General features: G+C 70.5%; 14 protein-coding genes. 5 read left to right on the top strand and 9 right to left on the bottom strand.

The window, feature by feature from the left end:
* Positions 1 to 130: 130 nt before the first annotated feature.
* The gene (locus BJ972_RS13265; protein ID WP_129172006.1) at positions 131 to 820 is read left to right on the top strand and encodes a GntR family transcriptional regulator; all 690 of its coding nucleotides are present in this window, start codon (positions 131 to 133) and stop codon (positions 818 to 820) included.
* Positions 821 to 970: 150 nt separating this feature from the next.
* The gene (locus tag BJ972_RS17590; protein WP_129172007.1) at positions 971 to 2,692 is read left to right on the top strand and encodes a sigma-54-dependent Fis family transcriptional regulator; all 1,722 of its coding nucleotides are present in this window, start codon (positions 971 to 973) and stop codon (positions 2,690 to 2,692) included.
* Here the strand turns inward: BJ972_RS17590 and BJ972_RS13255 are convergent.
* The 4 genes from BJ972_RS13255 to BJ972_RS13240 all read right to left on the bottom strand — a co-directional run bounded on the left by BJ972_RS13255 (position 2,674) and on the right by BJ972_RS13240 (position 8,266).
* Positions 2,674 to 3,729: an ABC transporter permease gene (locus tag BJ972_RS13255; RefSeq protein WP_129172008.1), complete on the bottom strand. Its 1,056-nt coding sequence runs from the start codon at positions 3,727 to 3,729 to the stop codon at positions 2,674 to 2,676. The genes BJ972_RS17590 and BJ972_RS13255 overlap by 19 nt on opposite strands.
* Positions 3,726 to 6,293, bottom strand: a complete 2,568-nt coding sequence (locus tag BJ972_RS13250) for an ATP-binding cassette domain-containing protein (RefSeq protein ID WP_206736451.1) — start codon at positions 6,291 to 6,293, stop codon at positions 3,726 to 3,728. Before BJ972_RS13250 ends, BJ972_RS13255 begins: the two co-directional genes overlap by 4 nt.
* A gap of 28 nt (positions 6,294 to 6,321) precedes the next feature.
* Positions 6,322 to 7,041, bottom strand: coding sequence for an SDR family NAD(P)-dependent oxidoreductase (locus BJ972_RS13245; RefSeq protein ID WP_129172009.1), 720 nt, complete (start codon positions 7,039 to 7,041; stop codon positions 6,322 to 6,324).
* 73 nt (positions 7,042 to 7,114) lie between these two features.
* A complete protein-coding gene (locus BJ972_RS13240; protein WP_164989833.1) occupies positions 7,115 to 8,266 on the bottom strand; it encodes an ABC transporter substrate-binding protein in 1,152 nt (383 codons plus the stop codon).
* Between the two features lie 231 nt (positions 8,267 to 8,497).
* Between BJ972_RS13240 and BJ972_RS13235 the strand changes: the two genes are divergently transcribed.
* Genes BJ972_RS13235 through BJ972_RS13225 form a run of 3 tightly spaced genes read left to right on the top strand, consistent with a single transcriptional unit; the run spans position 8,498 to position 11,864 of the window.
* The gene (locus BJ972_RS13235; protein ID WP_129172011.1) at positions 8,498 to 9,427 is read left to right on the top strand and encodes an alpha/beta hydrolase; all 930 of its coding nucleotides are present in this window, start codon (positions 8,498 to 8,500) and stop codon (positions 9,425 to 9,427) included.
* Positions 9,428 to 9,438: 11 nt separating this feature from the next.
* Entirely contained in the window at positions 9,439 to 11,082 is a 1,644-nt protein-coding gene (locus tag BJ972_RS13230; protein ID WP_129172012.1) for a flavin-containing monooxygenase, read from the top strand.
* Between the two features lie 11 nt (positions 11,083 to 11,093).
* A complete protein-coding gene (locus tag BJ972_RS13225; protein WP_129172013.1) occupies positions 11,094 to 11,864 on the top strand; it encodes an SDR family NAD(P)-dependent oxidoreductase in 771 nt (256 codons plus the stop codon).
* Positions 11,865 to 12,022: 158 nt separating this feature from the next.
* Here the strand turns inward: BJ972_RS13225 and BJ972_RS13220 are convergent, their stop codons facing one another.
* From BJ972_RS13220 to BJ972_RS13200, 5 genes are read right to left on the bottom strand one after another with little or no spacing between them, the layout of a single operon-like run.
* Positions 12,023 to 12,811, bottom strand: coding sequence for an SDR family NAD(P)-dependent oxidoreductase (locus BJ972_RS13220; RefSeq protein ID WP_129172014.1), 789 nt, complete (start codon positions 12,809 to 12,811; stop codon positions 12,023 to 12,025).
* Entirely contained in the window at positions 12,808 to 14,454 is a 1,647-nt protein-coding gene (locus tag BJ972_RS13215; protein WP_129172015.1) for a DUF885 family protein, read from the bottom strand. Before BJ972_RS13215 ends, BJ972_RS13220 begins: the two co-directional genes overlap by 4 nt.
* On the bottom strand, positions 14,451 to 15,452 hold the full coding sequence (locus tag BJ972_RS13210) for an LLM class flavin-dependent oxidoreductase (RefSeq protein WP_129172016.1): 1,002 nt from the start codon (positions 15,450 to 15,452) through the stop codon (positions 14,451 to 14,453). Before BJ972_RS13210 ends, BJ972_RS13215 begins: the two co-directional genes overlap by 4 nt.
* Positions 15,449 to 16,537: an LLM class flavin-dependent oxidoreductase gene (locus BJ972_RS13205; protein ID WP_129172017.1), complete on the bottom strand. Its 1,089-nt coding sequence runs from the start codon at positions 16,535 to 16,537 to the stop codon at positions 15,449 to 15,451. The genes BJ972_RS13210 and BJ972_RS13205 overlap by 4 nt, the downstream gene beginning before the upstream one ends.
* Positions 16,538 to 16,546: 9 nt before the next feature.
* Positions 16,547 to 17,725 carry a pyridoxal phosphate-dependent aminotransferase gene (locus BJ972_RS13200; RefSeq protein ID WP_129172018.1) on the bottom strand — a complete coding sequence of 393 codons (1,179 nt, stop codon included), beginning with the start codon at positions 17,723 to 17,725 and terminating at the stop codon, positions 16,547 to 16,549.
* Positions 17,726 to 17,783 lie beyond the last annotated feature (58 nt).

Genomic DNA, 17,783 nt, shown 5'->3' with positions numbered 1-17,783 from the left:
GAGCATCGTCATCGGGGCTGTCCTTCCGCCCACCGCTTCGTGGGCTCGATCGGATAATCTGGTATTACGGTACGACCACCTGGCCCTCGCTCGGCCGGTTGTATCGAAGTGAGACAGTGCCGACAGGAGCATGATGGACACGAAGATCGAACGCCATGCGGCGCCGCTGCGACAGCAGGTGCTCCGACTGCTCCGGGAGGACATCCTCGAGGGTCGTCTGGCCCCCGGCGAGCGCCTGACGGAGTCGGCGCTGTGCGAGTCGTACGGGGTCTCCCGCACGGTCGTCCGCGAGACCCTGCGGCAGCTCGAGAGCGAGAGCCTCATCACCGTCATCCCGAACCGCGGGCCCATCGTGACGGTGCTCTCGCGGCACGACATCGCCGCGCTCTACGAGGTGCGCCGCGTGCTCGAAGGCCTCCTCGGCGAGCTCTTCGCCCTCAACGCGACCGACGCGCAAGCCGTGTCGTTGCGGGCCCACATGATCGAGATGGAGGAGAGCTACCTGCGCGGAACGGTCGAATCGCGCGAGGCCGCCAAGGAGCGTTTCTACGCCCTCCTCCTCGCCGGATCGGGCAACGACGTGCTGGCCTCGAGCCTGCGCGGCATCCACACGCGCATCGGCATCTTCCGCCGCTACGCCTTCCTCGACGACGAGCGCGTGGCGTCGTCGATGCGGGAGCTCAGGGTCATCGTCGCGGCGGCCGCCGAGGAGCGCGACCCGGTGGCCGCGCGCGCCGCGTGCGAACACCACATCGGCCTCGCGGGCGAGCTCGCGATCGTCGAGTACGAACGCCGACTGGCGGCCGACGCGAGCGCATAACGCTCGCGCATCGCAGTACCAACCTCGACCGTAATACGGTATTCTGCACACACCGATCCGTTCGCGGATCGACCCGAACACCTCCCCGCGCTCGACGAAGAGACGCCTGCGCCGTCGACCTCGCCGACCGTTCGACGCAAGGAGCACACCGTGGGTTCATCCCTCCCCGCTGCGCGTATCGAAGATGTCAAAGCCGACTTCCTCGCCGCGGCGTCGCACGCGAACGTGCGACCCGACCTCCTCGACTCCTGGCGCCGCTCGCACGATGCGATCGGCGTGCCCGAGAACGTCCGCGACGTGTCGCACGTCGACGAGGCCGTGCTCGACCACCACCTCCTCGACATGTTCCACGCACCGCTCACGCGCGTCTCCGACGACCTCGACGGCACGGGCCTCGGCCTCCTGCTCGCCGACGCGCAGGGGCGCATCCTGCAGCGCTGGTCGCACGACCGCGCGGCCCTCGCCCACCTCGATCGCCTCGGCACCGTGCGCGGAGCCGTGCTCGCCGAGAACCTCGTCGGCACGAACGGCGTCGGCACGGTGGCCGCGACGGGTGAGAGCGTGCAGATCTCGGGCGCCGAGCACTTCGCCGACTTCTACCGCGGCGCCGTCTGCACCGGATCGCCCGTGCGGCACCCGCTCACCGGCAAGCTCCTCGCCGTCGTCACGATCTCGAGCGACCTCTCGGAGCGGAGCGGGCTGCTCCGCCCCCTCACCCACTCGGTCGCGATGCAGCTCGAGCAGCAGGTGCTCGACGTCGAACGGCCCTCGTCGCGCATCATGCTCGGCGCCTTCCTCGAGGCGTCGCAGTCGCACACCGGCCCCGTCGTCGCGTTCGGCCCGCAGGGTCTCGTCATGCAGAGCCAGCGCGCGAGCCGCCTGACGCCGACCGACCTCGCCCTGCTGCGCCAGGTGTGCGTCGAGCAGGTCGGCGACGGCCGCCTCTCGATCGAGCTCGCGAACGGCACCGTCGAGGCGACGATCACGCCGCTCCGGCACGGCGCGGGAGCCGTCGTCGCGCTCGACCGCGAGCGCCGCACGACGACGACGAGCATCGGGCCCGCACGGCCTCAGCTCGCCGGCCGCGCGTCGACGTGGCTCGCCGCGGCGCACCAGATCTCGCGTCACCGCGAGCTGCGTCATCCGCTCGTCATCGCCGGCGAGGCCGGCACCGGCAAGACCTCGCTCGCCCTCGGCCTGCCCTTCCGGCCCGGCAGCACCGTGCGCACGGCCCTCGTGACGGATGCCGCGGAGCGCCACATCTCGGGAAGCCGGAAGTGGCTGCAGCGCCTCGCCGAACGCATCGCCGCCTCGGCCCCCGTCGTCATCCGCGGCATCGAGACGCTCGACACGCCGACCCTCGCGGGTGTGCGCTCGCTCGTCGAGTCGACGCCCGGCCGCGGCGCCGTGCTCCTCACGATGTCGACGACGTCGGCGGCCGACGCCGAAGCCCTCGGCGGCCGTATCGGCATGCCGACCCTGTGGGTACCGCCGCTGCGTGAGCGTTCGGCCGACATCCCCCTGCTCTGGCAGACCTTCGCCGAGACGCTCGCTCCGGGCGCGGCGCTCGAGCTCACCCCCGAGGCGTCCGAGATCGTGCGCACCTACCGCTGGCCCGGCAACGTCACCGAGCTGCGCGGCGTCATCGAGCAGCTCGTCATCTCGGGCAAGCGCGGCGCCGTGCACCCGGGCGACCTGCCCGCCGCCCTCCGCGGCACGCGCATGCTCTCGATGATCGAACGCGCCGAGCTCGAAGCCATTCAGCGCGCCCTGCAGGAGGCCCACGGAAACCGCTCGAAGGCCGCCGAGATCCTCGGCCTCTCGCGCGCGACGGTCTACCGCAAGATGAAGGCCTATCGGCTCACCGCCTGATCCGCCTCCCTCGCCGCTCGACGCGCGGCGCGGCGGCGGGCGATCACGGGGATGAACTCGCGCAGCAGCACGACCCCGATGAGCACGACCGATTGGGCGATGAGCTGCAGGGCGTCCTGCCAGCCGACGGAGCGCAACAGCTGCCCGAGCTGGGTGAGGAAGAGCGCGGCGATGCCCGTCGAGACGACGGAGGCGAGACCGCCCGTGAGCGCCGTGCCGCCGAGCACGACGGCGGCGACGGTCGGCAGGAGGTACGAGTCGCCGAGGAAGAGCGGCGGCGTCTTCGTGTAGCCCGCGAGCAGCACGCCGCCCGCGCCGTAGCAGAGGCCCGCGAAGCCGTAGGCGAAGACCTTGTACTGCGTCACTCGCACGCCGATGGCCGCGGCGGCCCGCTCGCTCACGCCGACCCCCGTGAGGCGGCGACCGACGATCGAGCGCTGCGTCACGATGCCCGCGATGACGACCACGACGATCGCGATGAGCAGGGTGTTCGGGATGCCGATGGTGCGCGCCAACGCGAAGCGGTTGAGCGCATCGGCGGCGCCGGACGGAGTGCCGTCGGCGATGAAGAACACCGTGCCGAGGAGCACGGCGTTCATTCCGAGCGTCGCGACGAGCGGCATGACGCCGAGGCGGGCGACGAGCAGGCCGTTGACGAGACCCACGGCGCCCGGCGCCACGATGCCCGCGATGACCGCGGCCCACAGCGGCCAGCCGTACGACTGCGGCAGGGCCGTGACGAGCACCGCCGCGAGGGCGATCATGCCGGGCACCGAGAGGTCGAGGCCGCGCTGCTGCACGACGAGGGTCTGCCCCGCGGCGACGATCGCGAGCACGGCGGCGAACGGCAGCATCGAGAGGAGCGGTGCCGCGTCGAGGCTGCCCGGCGCGATGATCGGGCTCACCGCGAAGAGCGCGAGCGTGGCGACGGTGATGCCGACCCAGCTGCCCGAGAGCGACCGGCGCCAGAACTCGACGGCGGCGTTCGGCGGGGTCGGTGCCGGTGGGGCGGAGACGGTCTCCTGCGTGAGGGTCATGCGGGGCTCCCTGCGATGGCGGCGGGACGGGATGCGGCACGGCGACGACGGCCGGTGCTGCGGAGGAGCGCGTAGAGCACGGCCGCCGCGAGCGTGATGAGCCCGGGGAGCCAGTACGACCACGCCTGCGAGAGGCCGAGGAACGGCGAGACGTTGAGCACCTGCTGCACGAGGAACGCCGCAGCGAGCACTCCGATGAAGGAGCCACGGCCGCCGAAGATGCTCGCACCCGCGAGCACGACGACGGTGACCGAAGCGAGCGTGTACGAGAGCGACGGGCGACCGTCGCCGATGCCGATCTGGGCCATCATGATGACGCCCGCGGGCAGCACGAGCAGCGAGCACGACACGTACGAGAAGAAACGCACCCGGCCGACGCGGATGCCGAGTCGGGCAGCAGCATCGGCGCGCGAGCCGACGCCGCGCAGCTCGATGCCCCAGCGCGTGCGGCGGAGGGCGACCTCGAGGCCGATCACGACGACGAGCGCCGCGATGGTCGCGACGGGCACGATGCCGACGCGCGCCTGCACGAGGTCGGCGACGCCGCCGAAGATGACGCCGCCGGGCGTCGAGCGGAGGCTCAGGTAGATGCCCTGCAGCGCCATGTACATCGCGAGCGTCACGACGACGGGATTGATCGCGAAGCGCGTGACGAGGAAGCCGTTCACGACCCCCACCCCGACGGCGCCCGCGAGCATGAGCCCGAGGCCGACGTAGAGGTTGCCGCCGTCGACGATCCAGTACGACGCGAGCACGACGAGAAGGCCCATGAGCGGCCCGACCGAGAGATCGAAGCCCGAGCCCATGACGACGACTTGCTGGGCGGCGCCGACGAAGAGCAGCGGGGCGACCATGAAGAGCAGATTGTTGATGTTGAAGGCCGACAGGTAGGCGGGGTTCGCGACCGACACGAGCATGCCGAGGGCGAGGAAGACCGCGCCGAGCACGACGGCGGGCGACTGATCGCCGCGCAGCCACCGGCGGAACCTCAGGCCCCGCTCCGAGTGCTCGCTCTCGCGCGCCCGCACCGTCGTCGCGGTGAGCGCCGCGCGGGTGATCGCCGCCTCCGAGATCTCGTCGCCCTCGAGCTCCTGCACGACCTCGCCGCGCGACATGATGAGCACGCGATCGCAGAGGCCCTCGAGCTCGACGCCGTCGGACGAGAGGATGACGACGGCCGCACCGGCATCCGCCGCATCCCGGAGGATCCGGTAGATGTCGACGCGCGCTCCCGCGTCGACGCCCTGCGTGGGCTCCTCGGCGAGCAGCACGCGCGGTTCGGCGAGGAGCGTGCGGGCGAGCACGGCCTTCTGCTGGTTGCCGCCCGAGAGCGAGGCGATCGGGGTGTGCGCGCTCGGCGTCTTGATGCGGAGCGCGCGGATCTGCTCGGCGGCACGGGCGAGCACGCGGCGCTCGCTCACGAGACCCGCCGTCGACACGGCGGGCAGCGTCGCCGATGAGATATTCTCGGCGACGCTCAGCGGCGGGAAGATGCCCTCGCCGTGACGGTCGGCCGGCACGTAGACGATGCCGGCCGCGGCCGCGGCGGCCGAGCCCGACCGCACGCGTCGACCCGCGACCGTGATGTCGCCCGAGACCGACTCGAGGCCCGCGAGCGCCCGGATGAGCGCCGCCTGCCCGTTGCCCTGCACGCCCGCGAGGCCGACGATCTCGCCCGCGCGCACCGTGAGGTCGATGTCGTGGAACGCGTCGCCGTCGAGCCCGCGCACGACGAGACGGTCGTCGCCCGTCGCGGTGCCCGGCTTGTCGGGGAAGACGGCGTCGAGCGTGCGGCCGATGACGCGCTCGATGATCTGAGCCTCGTCGACGTCATCCGCTGCGAACGTACCGCGCACCCGGCCGTCGCGGAGGACGGTGATGCGATCGGCGATCTGCTTGACCTCGGGGATGCGGTGCGAGATGTAGACGATCGCCGTGCCCGCGGCCGCGAGGGCGCGCACCGTGCGGAAGAGCCGCTGCACCTCCTCGAGGCTCAGGTGCTCGGTCGGCTCGTCGAGGATGAGCACGGTCGGTTCGAGCGCGAGGGCCTTCGCGATCTCGACGATGAAGCGCTGCTCGACCGAGAGCTCGGAGACCCGCGTGCGGGCGTCGATGCCCATCTCCCACGGGTCGAGCCTCGCCTGCGCCCACGCGACCGCCCGGCCGAGACCGCCGACGCGGCGATAGCCCACGCCGACGGCCATGTTCTCGGCCACGGTCAGATCGGGCAGGAGCGCCGGGTCCTGACGGACGATGCCGAGCCCGTGCTCGCGCGCCTCGTCGGGATCGGCCCCCGAGAGCACGTGACCGTCGATCGACACCGTGCCCGCGTCGGCGGCGAGGGCGCCCGAGGCGACCGCCATGAGCGTCGACTTGCCGGCGCCGTTCTCGCCGACGAGCGCGTGCACCTCACCGGCGCGCACGTCGAGGGTGACCTCGGCGAGCGCGCGCACCCCGGGGAACCACTTGTCGATTCCGTCGAGGCGCAGGCGCTCGCCCGCGGGGGTGCTCGGCGCCTCGGGCTCGCGGTCGAGCTCGGTCGTCGTGCGGGGGATGTCGGTCACGGTGACTCCTGGGGGTGAGAGGTGCCCGTTACTGGGCGAGGTATCCGCCGTCGATGACGAGCTCGGAACCGGTGACGAAGCTCGCCTCGTCGGAGGCGAGGAAGAGGATGCCGTTGGCGATCTCGCTCGGCTGGCCCGCGCGACCCATGGGGGTCTGCGAGACGACGAACTCGTTGATCTCGGGCGCCTGCGCGTCGGTGAGCGGCGTGACGATGAAGCCCGGGTGCACCGAGTTCACGCGCACGTTCTCCTTCGCGTAGGTGATGGCGGCGCTCTTCGACATGTTCCGCACGGCGCCCTTCGTCGCGTGGTAGGCGTGCGCACCGGCGACGGCGACCGAACCCCAGATCGACGAGATGTTGATGATCGAGCCGCCGCCCTGGGCGATCATGTGCGGGATGACCTCGCGCATGCCGAGCCACGTGCCGGTCTGGTTCGTCGCGACGACCGTGTTCCAGTCCTCGACGGTGAGCTCGTGGAGGGTCTCGTACGCGATGATGCCGGCGTTGTTGACGAGCACGTCGATGTGGCCGTACTGGTCGACGACCTCGGCGACGACGCGCTTCCAGTCGGCCTCCTTCGCGACGTCGAGGGTGCGGTAGTCGATGTCGCCGAACGAGGCGTCCTCGGCGGCACGGCCGGTCGCGATCGTGACGGCGCCCTCACGGGCGAAGGTCTCCGCGATGGCACGGCCGATGCCGCGCCCGGCGCCGGTGACGATGGCGACTTTTCCGTCGAGTCGATTCATGGTTTCGGTACTCCGCTTCTGTGGGGCGTTGATGAGAGGCGGTGCCGGGCCGATCGGGCCCGGCACCGGTGGATCACTTGAACAGTTCGGTGAGCTGGTCGACCGTCAGGCCGGACGACAGGATGGCGTCGGCGGGCAGGTCGGGCTCGCACGTGGGCATCTTGTCGGGGTCGGTCGAGTCCTCGATGATCTCGAGGTTGTACGTCGACGGCTCGTCGTTCGGCAGGCCGTTCGTCGCGGCGAGGCCCTTGTGCAGGGCGGCCACGACGACCCAGTTGCGCGACGACTCGGTCGCGATCTGGTACGTCGGCTGGGCGTCCTTGTACTCGTACCAGAGGCACGCGAACTCGTTCGAGTCGTTGGCCGACCAGACCGGCAGGGGCTTGCCCGCCGCTTCGAAGGCTCGGATGCCGCCGACGGAACCTCCGCCGTAGTCGGCGACGATGCCGTCGATGTCTCCGTACTTCGTGATGAGACCCGCGACGACCTGCTGCGTCTTGCCGGGCTCCCAGTCGGTCGCGACCGGGCCGTCCTCGTTGAGGAGCGTGATGCCCGGGTTCGCCTCGACGGCCGACATGACGCCGTCGTAGACGGCCTGCGAGTACGAGTTGCCCGCGATGCCGCCGAGCATGACGAGGTTGCCCTCTCCGCCCATCGTCTCGATCGTCCACTCGGCGAGGTTCTTGCCGTAGGTCGCGATGTCCTCCGAGACGAAGTCGACGTAGTCGACGCCGGGCTCGCCGCCGGGCGAACCGACGAACGGCACGACCGAGACGCCGGCCTCGGTCGCCTTCTGGATCGTCGGCAGCAGCGCCTCGCCGCCGTCGACGAACGTCACGATGACGTCGACGCCCTGGGCGACGAGCGAGTTGATGTCGGAGATGGCCTTCTGGGTGTCGCCCTGCGCGTCGGTGTAGAGCACCTTCGTGATGTTCGGGCACTTCGCGGCCTCGGCCTCGAAGAGGGCGCGGGTGATCTTGCGCCACGAGTTGCCGCCGAAGCCGTCGGCGAGAGCGACCGTGATGTCCTCGTCGCCGCAGAACGCGGAGATGTCTTGGATGTCGGCCTGGACGCCGACCGTTCCGACCGTGATGTCGCCGCTCGCCTCCGAGCCGGACTCCGCGGCCGGGGCATCGCTCGAGAGCGACCCCGTCGAACAGGCTGTGAGGGCGAAGAGCGCGGCGGTGGCCAGCACGGCCCCGAACGTCTTCCGGGTGGTGAGCATGTGAATGTCCTGCTTTCTCTTCATCGAGGAGGATCGGCACCGTCGCTCTCGTGGAGGCGTGCACCGAGTCCGAGCCAGGTGTTCCTCACAGTCTTCGGCTCGCCCAGCCGGGCGATCGGCTCACCCTGAGACAGCGGTGTGTCATTGTGCGACAGCCCCTCCGCACGGCTCCCCCGCGGAGCGATCCTGAGACGGAAGCGCCCATGCCGTCCACGATGAAGAGGAGCACGCATGTCACACCATGGACCGACCGACCCCCTCGGCCAGATCTACGCTGAGTGGACCGTCGAGTTCGCCGCCCACCCCGAGATGTCCCTCCCGCTCATGCGCTGGGTCTTCGAGGACTGGCAGCGGGCGACGGCCGAGCCCGAGGGAGTGACGTACCGATCGACCGAGATCGGCGGCGTGCCCGGCATCCTCGTGCATCCGCTCGACGCCGACCCGACGCAGGTGCTGCTCGTGCTGCACGGCGGCGGCTTCGCCCTCGGCTCGTCGGCGAGCCACCGCAAGATGGCCGGTCACCTCGCGAAGGCGTGCGGCGCCGATGCGTTCGTCGCCGACTTCCGTCTCGCCCCGGAGCACCCGTTCCCCGCGCAGCTCGACGACGCGTCATCCGTCTTCGCCGCGCTCGTCGCGAGCGGTATCGCCCCCCGCGACATCACGCCCGTCGGCGACTCGGCCGGGGCGAGCATCGCGATCGCGACGACGCTCCGTCAGATCGACCGCGGGGAGGACCACGCGGCGCAGGTCATCACGATCTCGCCGTGGGTCGACATGGAGAACTCGGGCGAGACGATCGAGACGAACGACGCGACCGACTTCCTCATCGCGCGCGAGGGACTGCAGGGCAACATCGACCGTTACCTCTCGGGCGGTGCGAGTGCGACCGACCCGCTCGCGAACCCGCTCTACGCCGACTTCTCGGGGTTCCCGCGCCTCTACATCACGGCCTCCGACGCCGAGTCGCTCTACGCCGACGCCGTGCGCCTCGACGAACGCGCCCGCTCCGCCGGGGTCGACGTCACGTTCGACGTCGCGCACGGCCACCAGCACGTCTTCCCGCTGCAAGCGGGCATCCTTCCCGCCGCCGACGACGCGATCGACACGATCGCCGCCTGGTACCGCGCGGGCCGAACCTCCACCACTTCTGCGTCTGCCTGAAAGGACCACTCATGACCACCGACACCACACGCGACTACGACGCCATCGTCATCGGCGCCGGCTTCTCGGGCCTCGCGATCCTGCACCACCTCCGCGAGATCGGCCTCAACACCCTCGTCGTCGACGGCGAAGACGGACTCGGCGGCACCTGGTGGGTGAACCGCTACCCGGGCGTCCGCACCGACAGCGAGTACAGCTACTACTCGTTCTCGTTCTCGAAGGAGGTGCGCGAGGAGTGGACCTGGACCCAGCGCTACCCCGCCGGCGATGAAGTGCTCGCCTACCTGAACTTCGTGGCCGACCGGCTCGACCTCCGCCGCGACATCCGTCTCAACGCGCGCGTCGACTCGGCCGTCTACGACGAGGACGCGAACCGCTGGACGGTGAACTTCGCCGACGGCTCGTCGCTCACGACGAAGTACCTCATCAGCGGCATGGGCGTGCTCTCGCAGGCGATCTACCCCGACGTGCCCGGTATCGACACGTTCCAGGGCGAGAAGTACCACACGGCGCACTGGCCGCGTTCGGGCGTCGACCTCACGGGCAAGCGCGTCGGCCTCATCGGTCTCGGCGCGTCCGGCATCCAGCTCGTGCCGACCATCGCGCCCGAGGTGGGCGAGTTCTTCGTCTTCCAGCGCACCCCGAACTTCGTCGTCGAGACGAACAACGACAAGGTCTCCGACGAAGAGATGGCGTGGCTGCGCGAGAACTACGACGCCGTCTACGAGAAGGCCGCGAACCACCCCTTCGGCGTCGCCATGGAGCCCGCCGAGCACAGTGCCCTCGAGGTGTCGCCCGAGGAACGTCAGCGCATCTTCGAGAGCAAGTGGAACGAGGGCGGCTTCCACTTCGCGAACGAGTGCTTCACCGACCTCGCGACGAACCACGAGGCGAGCGAGCTGGCCTCCGAGTTCATCCGCTCGAAGATCCGCGAGATCGTGAAGGATCCGGCGACCGCCGAACTGCTCTCGCCCCGCACCTACTCGTTCAACGGCAAGCGCGTGCCGACGGGCCACGGGTACTACAACACCTTCAACCTCGAGCACGTGCACCTCATCGACACGAGCGAGGATGCGATCGAGGAGATCACCCCGACCGGCATCCGCGTCGGCGACACCGAGTACGAGCTCGACGTCATCATCTTCGCGACGGGCTTCGACGCCATGACGGGCACGCTCACGAACATCGACATCACGGGCCGCGGCGGCATCACGCTGCGCGACAAGTGGAACGAGGAGGGCCTGCGCTCGAACCTCGGCATCAACGCCCACGGCTTCCCGAACTTCTTCATGTCGCTCGGGCCGCAGACGCCGTACTCGAACCTCATCGTGCCGATCCAGCTCGGCGCGCAGTGGCTGCAGCGGGCGCTCAAGTGGGCCGAGGAGAACGGCGTCGAACGCTTCGAGGCGACGCCCGAGTCGGAGGAGTGGTGGCGACAGGAGACCGAACGCACGGGACGTATGACGGTCATGTACACCGAGGGCAAGAAGGCCAAGGCGTGGTTCCTCGGCGAGAACGTGCCGGGCAAGCCCGAGGAGTTCCAGGTCTACATGGGCGGCGGCCAGGTCTACCAGCAGCACTGCCGCGACGTCGAGGAGTCGGGCTACGCGTCGTTCCTCGCGAGCGACCGCGCCACTGAGCCGGCGACGGCCTGAGGGGGATGACGATGGGTCGGCTCGACGGCAAAGTCGCGATCATCACGGGAGCGGCCTCCGGCATGGGGCGCGCGACGGCCGAGCTCTTCGCCGCGGAGGGTGCCCGTGTGGCGGTCACCGACTTCGACGAGGAGCGCGGCCGGGAGGTCGCCGACGCCATCACGGCGGCCGGCGGCTCGGCGCGGTTCCACCGCATGGACGTCTCGCAGGAGGAGAGCGTCGCGGCGGTCGTCGAGGCCGCCGCGCGCGACTTCGGCGGCCTCGACATCCTCGTGAACTGCGCGGGCATCATCGGCGTCGACAAGCCGACGCACGAGGTGACCGAGGCGGAGTGGGACGCGCTCTTCGCCGTCGACGTGAAGGGCGTGTTCTTCGCGACGAAGCACGTCGTGCCGCACCTCATCGAGCGCGGCGGCGGGTCGATCGTGAACTTCTCGTCGATCTACGGTCTCGTCGGCAACGACGAGTTCACGCCGTACCACGTCGCCAAGGGCGCGGTCACGATGCAGACCCGCCAGGATGCCGCGACGTACGGACGCTACGGGATCCGCGTGAACTCGGTGCACCCGAGCACGGTGCTCACGCCGCTCGTCGAGGGCATCGCCGCGGAGTTCGACGGCGGCCTGCCGGCGTACGAGGCGATGATGACGGCGAACCAGTCGATCCGGCGTCTCGGCCGGCCGATCGAGGTCGCGTACGGCGTGCTCTACCTGGCCTCGGACGAGTCGGCGTGGGTCACGGGCGTCGCCCTCCCCATCGACGGCGGCTACACCGCCCGCTGACGCCCAGCCCGTCATCCCGCCCTCCCCTCTCTCCCCTCGGTCACCCCCGGCCCGACCCCCGTCTCGGCGTCACGAATGTGCTGTTCAGGAGTCCTGAACAGCACATTCGTGACGCCGAGACTTCTTAAGGGGGGCGCGCGGGAGGGCAGGTGGGGGGCTCAGCGGAGGAGCCAGCCTCCGTCGACGACGAGGGTGTGGCCGTGCACGTAGTCGGCGGCGGGCGAGCACAGGAAGCTGATCGCGCCCGCGACGTCCTCCGGCTCGCCGAGCCGTAGGGCCGGGATCTTCGCCTCGGCGCCCGCGAGCTTCTCGGGCGAATCGAGCAGGTCGCGCGTGAGCGTCGTCGCGATCGTTCCGGGAGCGACGGCGTTGACGTGGATGCCCTCGCCCGCGAGCTCGGCGGCGGCCGAGACGGTCAGCTGACGGATGCCGGCCTTCGAGACGTCGTACGCGGCGACGGGCTGCGTCGACGACACGAACGCCGACGTCGACGCGACGTTCACGATCCAGCCCTCGCCCACGGCACGCATGCCCGGCAGCACGGCCTGCATCGCGAGGAGCGGCCCGCGCAGGTTCACGGCGAGCTGCAGATCCCACTCGTCGACGGTGTACTCGCCGAGCGGACGCGCGATCGCGATGCCCGCGTTGTTGACGAGGATGTCGATCGTGCCCGCCCACTCGGCGGCCTCGACGCCGAGCGCTGCCACCGACGCCGGGTCGGCCATGTCGACGATGATCGCTCGCGCATCGCCTCCCGCGGCCGTGATCTCGGCGACGACGGTTTCGGCCGCCGCGGCGTCGAGGTCGGCGACGACGACGCTCGCGCCGCGCTCGGCGAGGAGGAGCGCGGTCGCCCGGCCGATGCCGCTGCCGGCGCCCGTGACGATCGCCGCGCGGCCCGCGTGGATGCCTCCGCCGTGGATTCCGCTCGCCCGCACGGTGTTCATCGGGCGGCCGGGATCGGTCCGCTCGCGGCATCCACGAGGTCGACGTCGGCGCGATCGCCGAGGATCTCCCACCGGTGCAGCGAGAAGGGCAGGTTGCCGTTCGTCCAGACGCGGTCGTGCAGCTCGCGGAGCGAGAAGTCGGCCCCCCGCGCGACGACGGCGTCGGTCACGAGCCGCAGGAACTGCTGCTTGCCGACGTGGTACGACATCGCGAGGCCGGGTGTCGCGAGGTACATGGCGCACTCCTCACGGGCGGTCTCGACGTCCATCGGGACGAGTCGCACGAAGAAGTCGACGGCCTCCTCGAGGCTGAACGCGCCCGTCGCGAGGCTCACGTCGACGACGACGCGGAGGCTCCGCAGGCGGTTGAAGTTGTGCACGACCTCCTGCGAGTGCGGGGCGTCGTCGAAAAGGCCGGCGAGCAGCATGAGCTCTTCGTTGTAGAACGCGATGCCCTCGTTGGCGACCGAGTCGACGTAGCGGCGCCGCACGGGGTCGGGGTTCGCCCACGAGAGCGCGAGCTGCTTGTAGTGCGCCCCCTCGTGGATGATGCCGAGCCGCGGGTCGCGCGCGTTCGCCGCGTAGAAGTACGGCAGGTCGGGGCGGGGGTCGGGCATGTACGAGACGCTGTCGGTGCCGAGACGGTCTTCGTCGGTGAGGTCGTCGGTGACGCCGAGGAAGCGCACGGGGTCGAGATAGGCGGGTGTCGCGGCCACGTGGTAGCGGCGGAGCGTCACGGGCTGCGACAGCAGACCCTCGCTCTCGGAGAACGCACGTACCTCGGCCTCCTGCTGCGCCTGGCGCTCGACCTGCGCCTCGATCGTCGACGCGATCGGGTCGGTCGGCACGTCGCGGAATCGGTTCTTCGTGACGACCTCGGCGAGCACCGCGCGGCGGTAGTCCTGCAGGGCCGCGCGCACGAGCTCTTCCGGCTCTTCGGCGATGAGTGCGACGTTCCGCAGGAACCACACGAAGCGCTCGCGACCGACGGGCACCGACGGCGCGAAGCCGTCGGCTGCGCTCGCGAGCCAGAGACCGAAGTCGTCGAGCGCGGCACCGGCGGCGGGCGCGAGAGCCCGCAGCTCCTCGAGCGTCCCGTCGGAGACGACTCCCGCGAGCCCCTCGACCGAGGCGACGAAACGTTCGCGCATGTTCTCGAGTTCGAGCGCTGCGACGCGCGCGAGGTCGGCGACACCCGCACGCTCGAGGTTCGCCCGCGCGGCATCGACCCGCTCGGGGATCGACGCGGCGATCACGACGAGTCCGCGCTCGACGCCGTCGGCGAACGGCGGCACGGGGAGCAGGATGTCGAACCACGGCCCGAGGATCTGCCCGACGAGGAACACCGCGTCGCGCTCCCAGTTGCGGAGCACATCGAGGTCCCACTCGACGCGGTTGAGCACCGAGGTCAGCAGCCGACGATCGACCTGCGACGCGACATCCGTCTCGTCGATCTCGAGCCCCGCGAGCCGCTCGCGGAACCCGGCGAGCGCCTCGCGGCGCTCGTCGATCGACGCGGGCGTGAAGTCCGGCAGCCACTCGGGGTCGCGGCGGAGACGCGGGATGTCGTCGGACGACCGGAACGCCGCGACCTGGGCCCAGCGCTCGATGTCGTTCGACAGGTCGATGAGAGGGGTGCTCATGCTGATCTCCTGAGTTCGGGGAGCACGCTCTGACCGAGCAGTTCGATCGCTCCGACGGGGTCGGGGCCGAGGGGCGGCCCGAATGAGAGGTGGGTCGCGCCGAGCTCCTGCAGGCGGCGGCAGCGACGGATGACGGTCTCGGGGTCACCCGAGATGCCGAGGGAGAGCATCTGCGGCGTGATCGACGCGATCGCGCGCTCCTCGTCGCCGTCGCGGAGCGCGTCGAGCGCGGGCTGGAAGTCGGCCGTCTCGAGGCCCGCGCGGGCGAGCAGGTACGGCGAGAACGCCCCGCCGTAGTAGGCGAGCTTGAGGGCGAGCGCGCGGTCGGCCTTTTCGCGGTCGTCGTCGAGGGCGAGCCATACGCACGCGGGCATGTCGACGTCGGCGAGCGTGCGCCCCGCACTCTCGGCACCCGTCGCGACGAGCGCGGACGCCGTCTCGAAGTGCTCGGGCGGGAAGAGCAGTGCGAGAACGCCGTCGGCCTCGGCTCCGGCGAACTCGAGCATCTTGGGGCTCATCGCGCCGATGTAGATGGGCACGTGCACGGGGTCGAGGCGGAGGTACGCGTCGCGCGTCCAGCCTGCTCCCGCACCTTCGACGTCGACCGGTCGCTCGCCCGCGAGCAGTGCACGGATGGCACGGAGCGCCTCACGCGTCGCGGTGAGCGGCTTCTGCTGGTCGATGCCGACCCACGAGAGGAACTCCCCCGACCCGGCGGCGAGACCCAGGTTGAAGCGCCCGCCCGACATCTCGGCGAGGGTCGCCGCGGTCATCGCGAGCTCGGCGGGATGCACCGAGAAGGGGTTCATGATGCCGATGCCGAGCTCGATGCGGCTCGTCTTCTGGAAGAGCGCGCCGAGCAGGGCCGGAGCCGATCGCATCATGAGGTCGTTCGAGACCCAGAGCTGATCGATGCCGGCGTCCTCGGCGGCGACCGCGAGACCCGTGAGGGTCGGCAGGTCGAGGTCGTTGTTGACCCGCAGACTGAACCGCGTCATGCGCCCGCCACGAGTCGCGTGCGGAGCTCGGCGAGCTGATCGATCGACTGCCGCGTGATCTCGTCGGAGATGATCGGGTACTTCGAGCGGAACATGAGGTGCAGGTTCTCGCCGACGATCTCGCGCACTTCGAGCAGCACGGGCAGCACGTCGTCGACGCTACCGAGCAGCAGTTCGCTACGACGCTGGGCGATCTCGTCGGGTGAGAGCAGGTCGGGGTACCACGAGCTGTAGCTCTCGGGCGGCAGGCCGTACCAGTCGCCGTAGACGCGGCGCGTGAGCAGGTAGGCGTCGGCGATGGCGTCCCACGCGGCATCCGCTCCATCAGGGTGCAGGAGGCCGCCGACGTTGAGGGAGAGCGCGGGCGCCGAGTCATCCTTGCCGTGCTTCCGCAGGGCCTCCCGGTAGAGGCGCGTCACGCCCGCGACGCGCTCGACGAGGGCCCGGTTGCGGCCCTCGCCCGATTCGTAGGCCTCGGAGTCGGTTCCCGCGTCCATGCAGAAGCGGTCGGCGATGCGCGCAGCGCGATCGATCGCGTTCGGGTGGTGACCGCCCATCATGATCGGCGGGCCGCCGGGCGTCACGGGAACGGGGCTGACCCGCAGCCCGGTGCGCGTGAAGTGCTTGCCGACGTGCTCGATCGTCTCGCCCGTCCACGCCTGGCGGCAGATGTCGACGAGTTCGACGGTGCGGCCGACGCGGTTCTTGCTCGTCGTCTCGAAACCCTCGAACTCGATGTCGCGGTAGCCGAGGCCGATGCCCATGACGAAGCGGCCGCCCGAGAGCGTGTCGAGGAACGCGGCGTCCTCGGCCATGCGGATCGGGTCGTGCAGCGGCGCGAGCGCGAGCCCGTAGCCGACGGTGATGCGCTCGGTGGCCTGCACCATCGCGCCGCAGTACGCCGCGAGCGAGCCGACGAAGTGCGCGTCGTGGAAGTGGTGCTCACTCACCCACACGCTGTCGAGGCCGACCTCTTCGGCGTAGCGCACCTGCTCGATCGACTCGACCAGCGTCTGCCGGTGGTCGAGCCCCGTGCCCTCGTGCCATTCGCCCGAGAAGACCCCGAGCCCGACTTCGATCGCCATGTCGCCTCCTCAGACCGTCAGGCTATCGGTGCCGGCCGACACCAACCGGTCGGCGGTCTCGCGCCAGGTCAGGAAGCGCGCGAGCCCGTCGCGGATGCCCTCCTCCGACGTCGCGAGCGACACGCGCAGGTGGTGCGGGGCGTTCCGGCCGAAGGCCGAGCCGGGGGCGAACGAGACGCCGGCCTCGACGAGTTCGAGCGCGGCGAGCCGCGAATCGACGCCGTCGGGCAGGGGGAGCATCAGGTAGAACGCGCCCTCGGGCTTCACGACGGGGATGCCGGCTCCGGTGAGGATCGACATCGCGACGTCGCGGCGCGAGCGGTAGGCGTCGCGCATCTCGGCGACGACCTCCTGCGGGCCCGTCACGGCGGCGAGCGCCGCGGCCTGGGTGACACTCGACACGCACGACGACTCGAGTTCGAGGATGCGCGTCACGGTGTCGGCGAGCCACGCGGGAAGCAGGGCGTAGCCGACGCGCCACCCCGTCATCGCGTAGGTCTTCGAGAAGCTGAAGACCGAGGCGACGTGATCGGGCGCGAGCGCCGCAGCGCTCACGTGACGACCCTCGAAGACGATCTCGTCGTAGACCTCGTCGCTGATGACGAGGACGTCGTTCTCGACGGCGAGGGCGACGATCGCGGCGAGCGTCTCGGGCGGCATGACCGCACCGGTCGGATTGTTCGGCGAGTTCAGCACGATCGCGCGGGTGCGCGGGGTGATGAGGGAGCGGATCTCGGCGACATCCGGTTGGAAGGCGTCGGCCGCGCGGAGGCCGTAGTGCACGGGGGTCGCGCCCAGCAGGATCGCCTGCATCTCGTAGTTCGGCCACGCGGGGTCGGGGATGAGCACCTCGTCGCCCGCCGTCACGACGGCCGACATGATCGCGTCGACGGCCTGCACGGCACCGTGCGTGATGACGACACGTTCGAGGGGTGCGGCGACTCCGTAGTCGCGCGTGAGTCGTGCTCCGACCGCTTCGCGGAGGGCGGGGATGCCGGCGGTCTGCACATAGGAGGAGCGGATGCGAGCGGCGGCGAACGCCGACTCGACGACGTGGGCGGGGGTCGAGAAATCGGGCTCGCCGATCTCGAGACGAACGATCGGGCGAGTCGAGGCGAGAGCGAGGTCGACGATCTCGCGGATGCCCGAGTGCGGCAACCGGCTCGCGGGTGTGGTGGCGTGCGGCATGTGGTCCTTCTGACGAGAGGCGCCAACGATGAGGTGGCGATTCAATTGTTCGCTCAGG

Source organism: Agromyces atrinae, assembly GCF_013407835.1.
GTDB lineage: Bacteria > Actinomycetota > Actinomycetes > Actinomycetales > Microbacteriaceae > Agromyces > Agromyces atrinae.
The sequence above is the reverse complement of the archived record's forward strand: the minus strand, read 5'-3'. Positions and strand labels throughout refer to the sequence as shown.

What these genes read in the sequence shown, in the direction of transcription:
- BJ972_RS13265 (WP_129172006.1), top strand. Translation starts at nt 131, where the DNA reads ATGATGGACACGAAGATCGAACGCCATGCGGCGCCGCTGCGACAGCAG.
- BJ972_RS13255 (WP_129172008.1), bottom strand. Translation starts at nt 3,729, where the DNA reads ATGACCCTCACGCAGGAGACCGTCTCCGCCCCACCGGCACCGACCCCG.
- BJ972_RS13245 (WP_129172009.1), bottom strand. Translation starts at nt 7,041, where the DNA reads ATGAATCGACTCGACGGAAAAGTCGCCATCGTCACCGGCGCCGGGCGC.
- BJ972_RS13240 (WP_164989833.1), bottom strand. Translation starts at nt 8,266, where the DNA reads ATGCTCACCACCCGGAAGACGTTCGGGGCCGTGCTGGCCACCGCCGCG.
- BJ972_RS13235 (WP_129172011.1), top strand. Translation starts at nt 8,498, where the DNA reads ATGTCACACCATGGACCGACCGACCCCCTCGGCCAGATCTACGCTGAG.
- BJ972_RS13230 (WP_129172012.1), top strand. Translation starts at nt 9,439, where the DNA reads ATGACCACCGACACCACACGCGACTACGACGCCATCGTCATCGGCGCC.
- BJ972_RS13225 (WP_129172013.1), top strand. Translation starts at nt 11,094, where the DNA reads ATGGGTCGGCTCGACGGCAAAGTCGCGATCATCACGGGAGCGGCCTCC.
- BJ972_RS13220 (WP_129172014.1), bottom strand. Translation starts at nt 12,811, where the DNA reads ATGAACACCGTGCGGGCGAGCGGAATCCACGGCGGAGGCATCCACGCG.
- BJ972_RS13215 (WP_129172015.1), bottom strand. Translation starts at nt 14,454, where the DNA reads ATGAGCACCCCTCTCATCGACCTGTCGAACGACATCGAGCGCTGGGCC.
- BJ972_RS13210 (WP_129172016.1), bottom strand. Translation starts at nt 15,452, where the DNA reads ATGACGCGGTTCAGTCTGCGGGTCAACAACGACCTCGACCTGCCGACC.
- BJ972_RS13205 (WP_129172017.1), bottom strand. Translation starts at nt 16,537, where the DNA reads ATGGCGATCGAAGTCGGGCTCGGGGTCTTCTCGGGCGAATGGCACGAG.
- BJ972_RS13200 (WP_129172018.1), bottom strand. Translation starts at nt 17,725, where the DNA reads ATGCCGCACGCCACCACACCCGCGAGCCGGTTGCCGCACTCGGGCATC.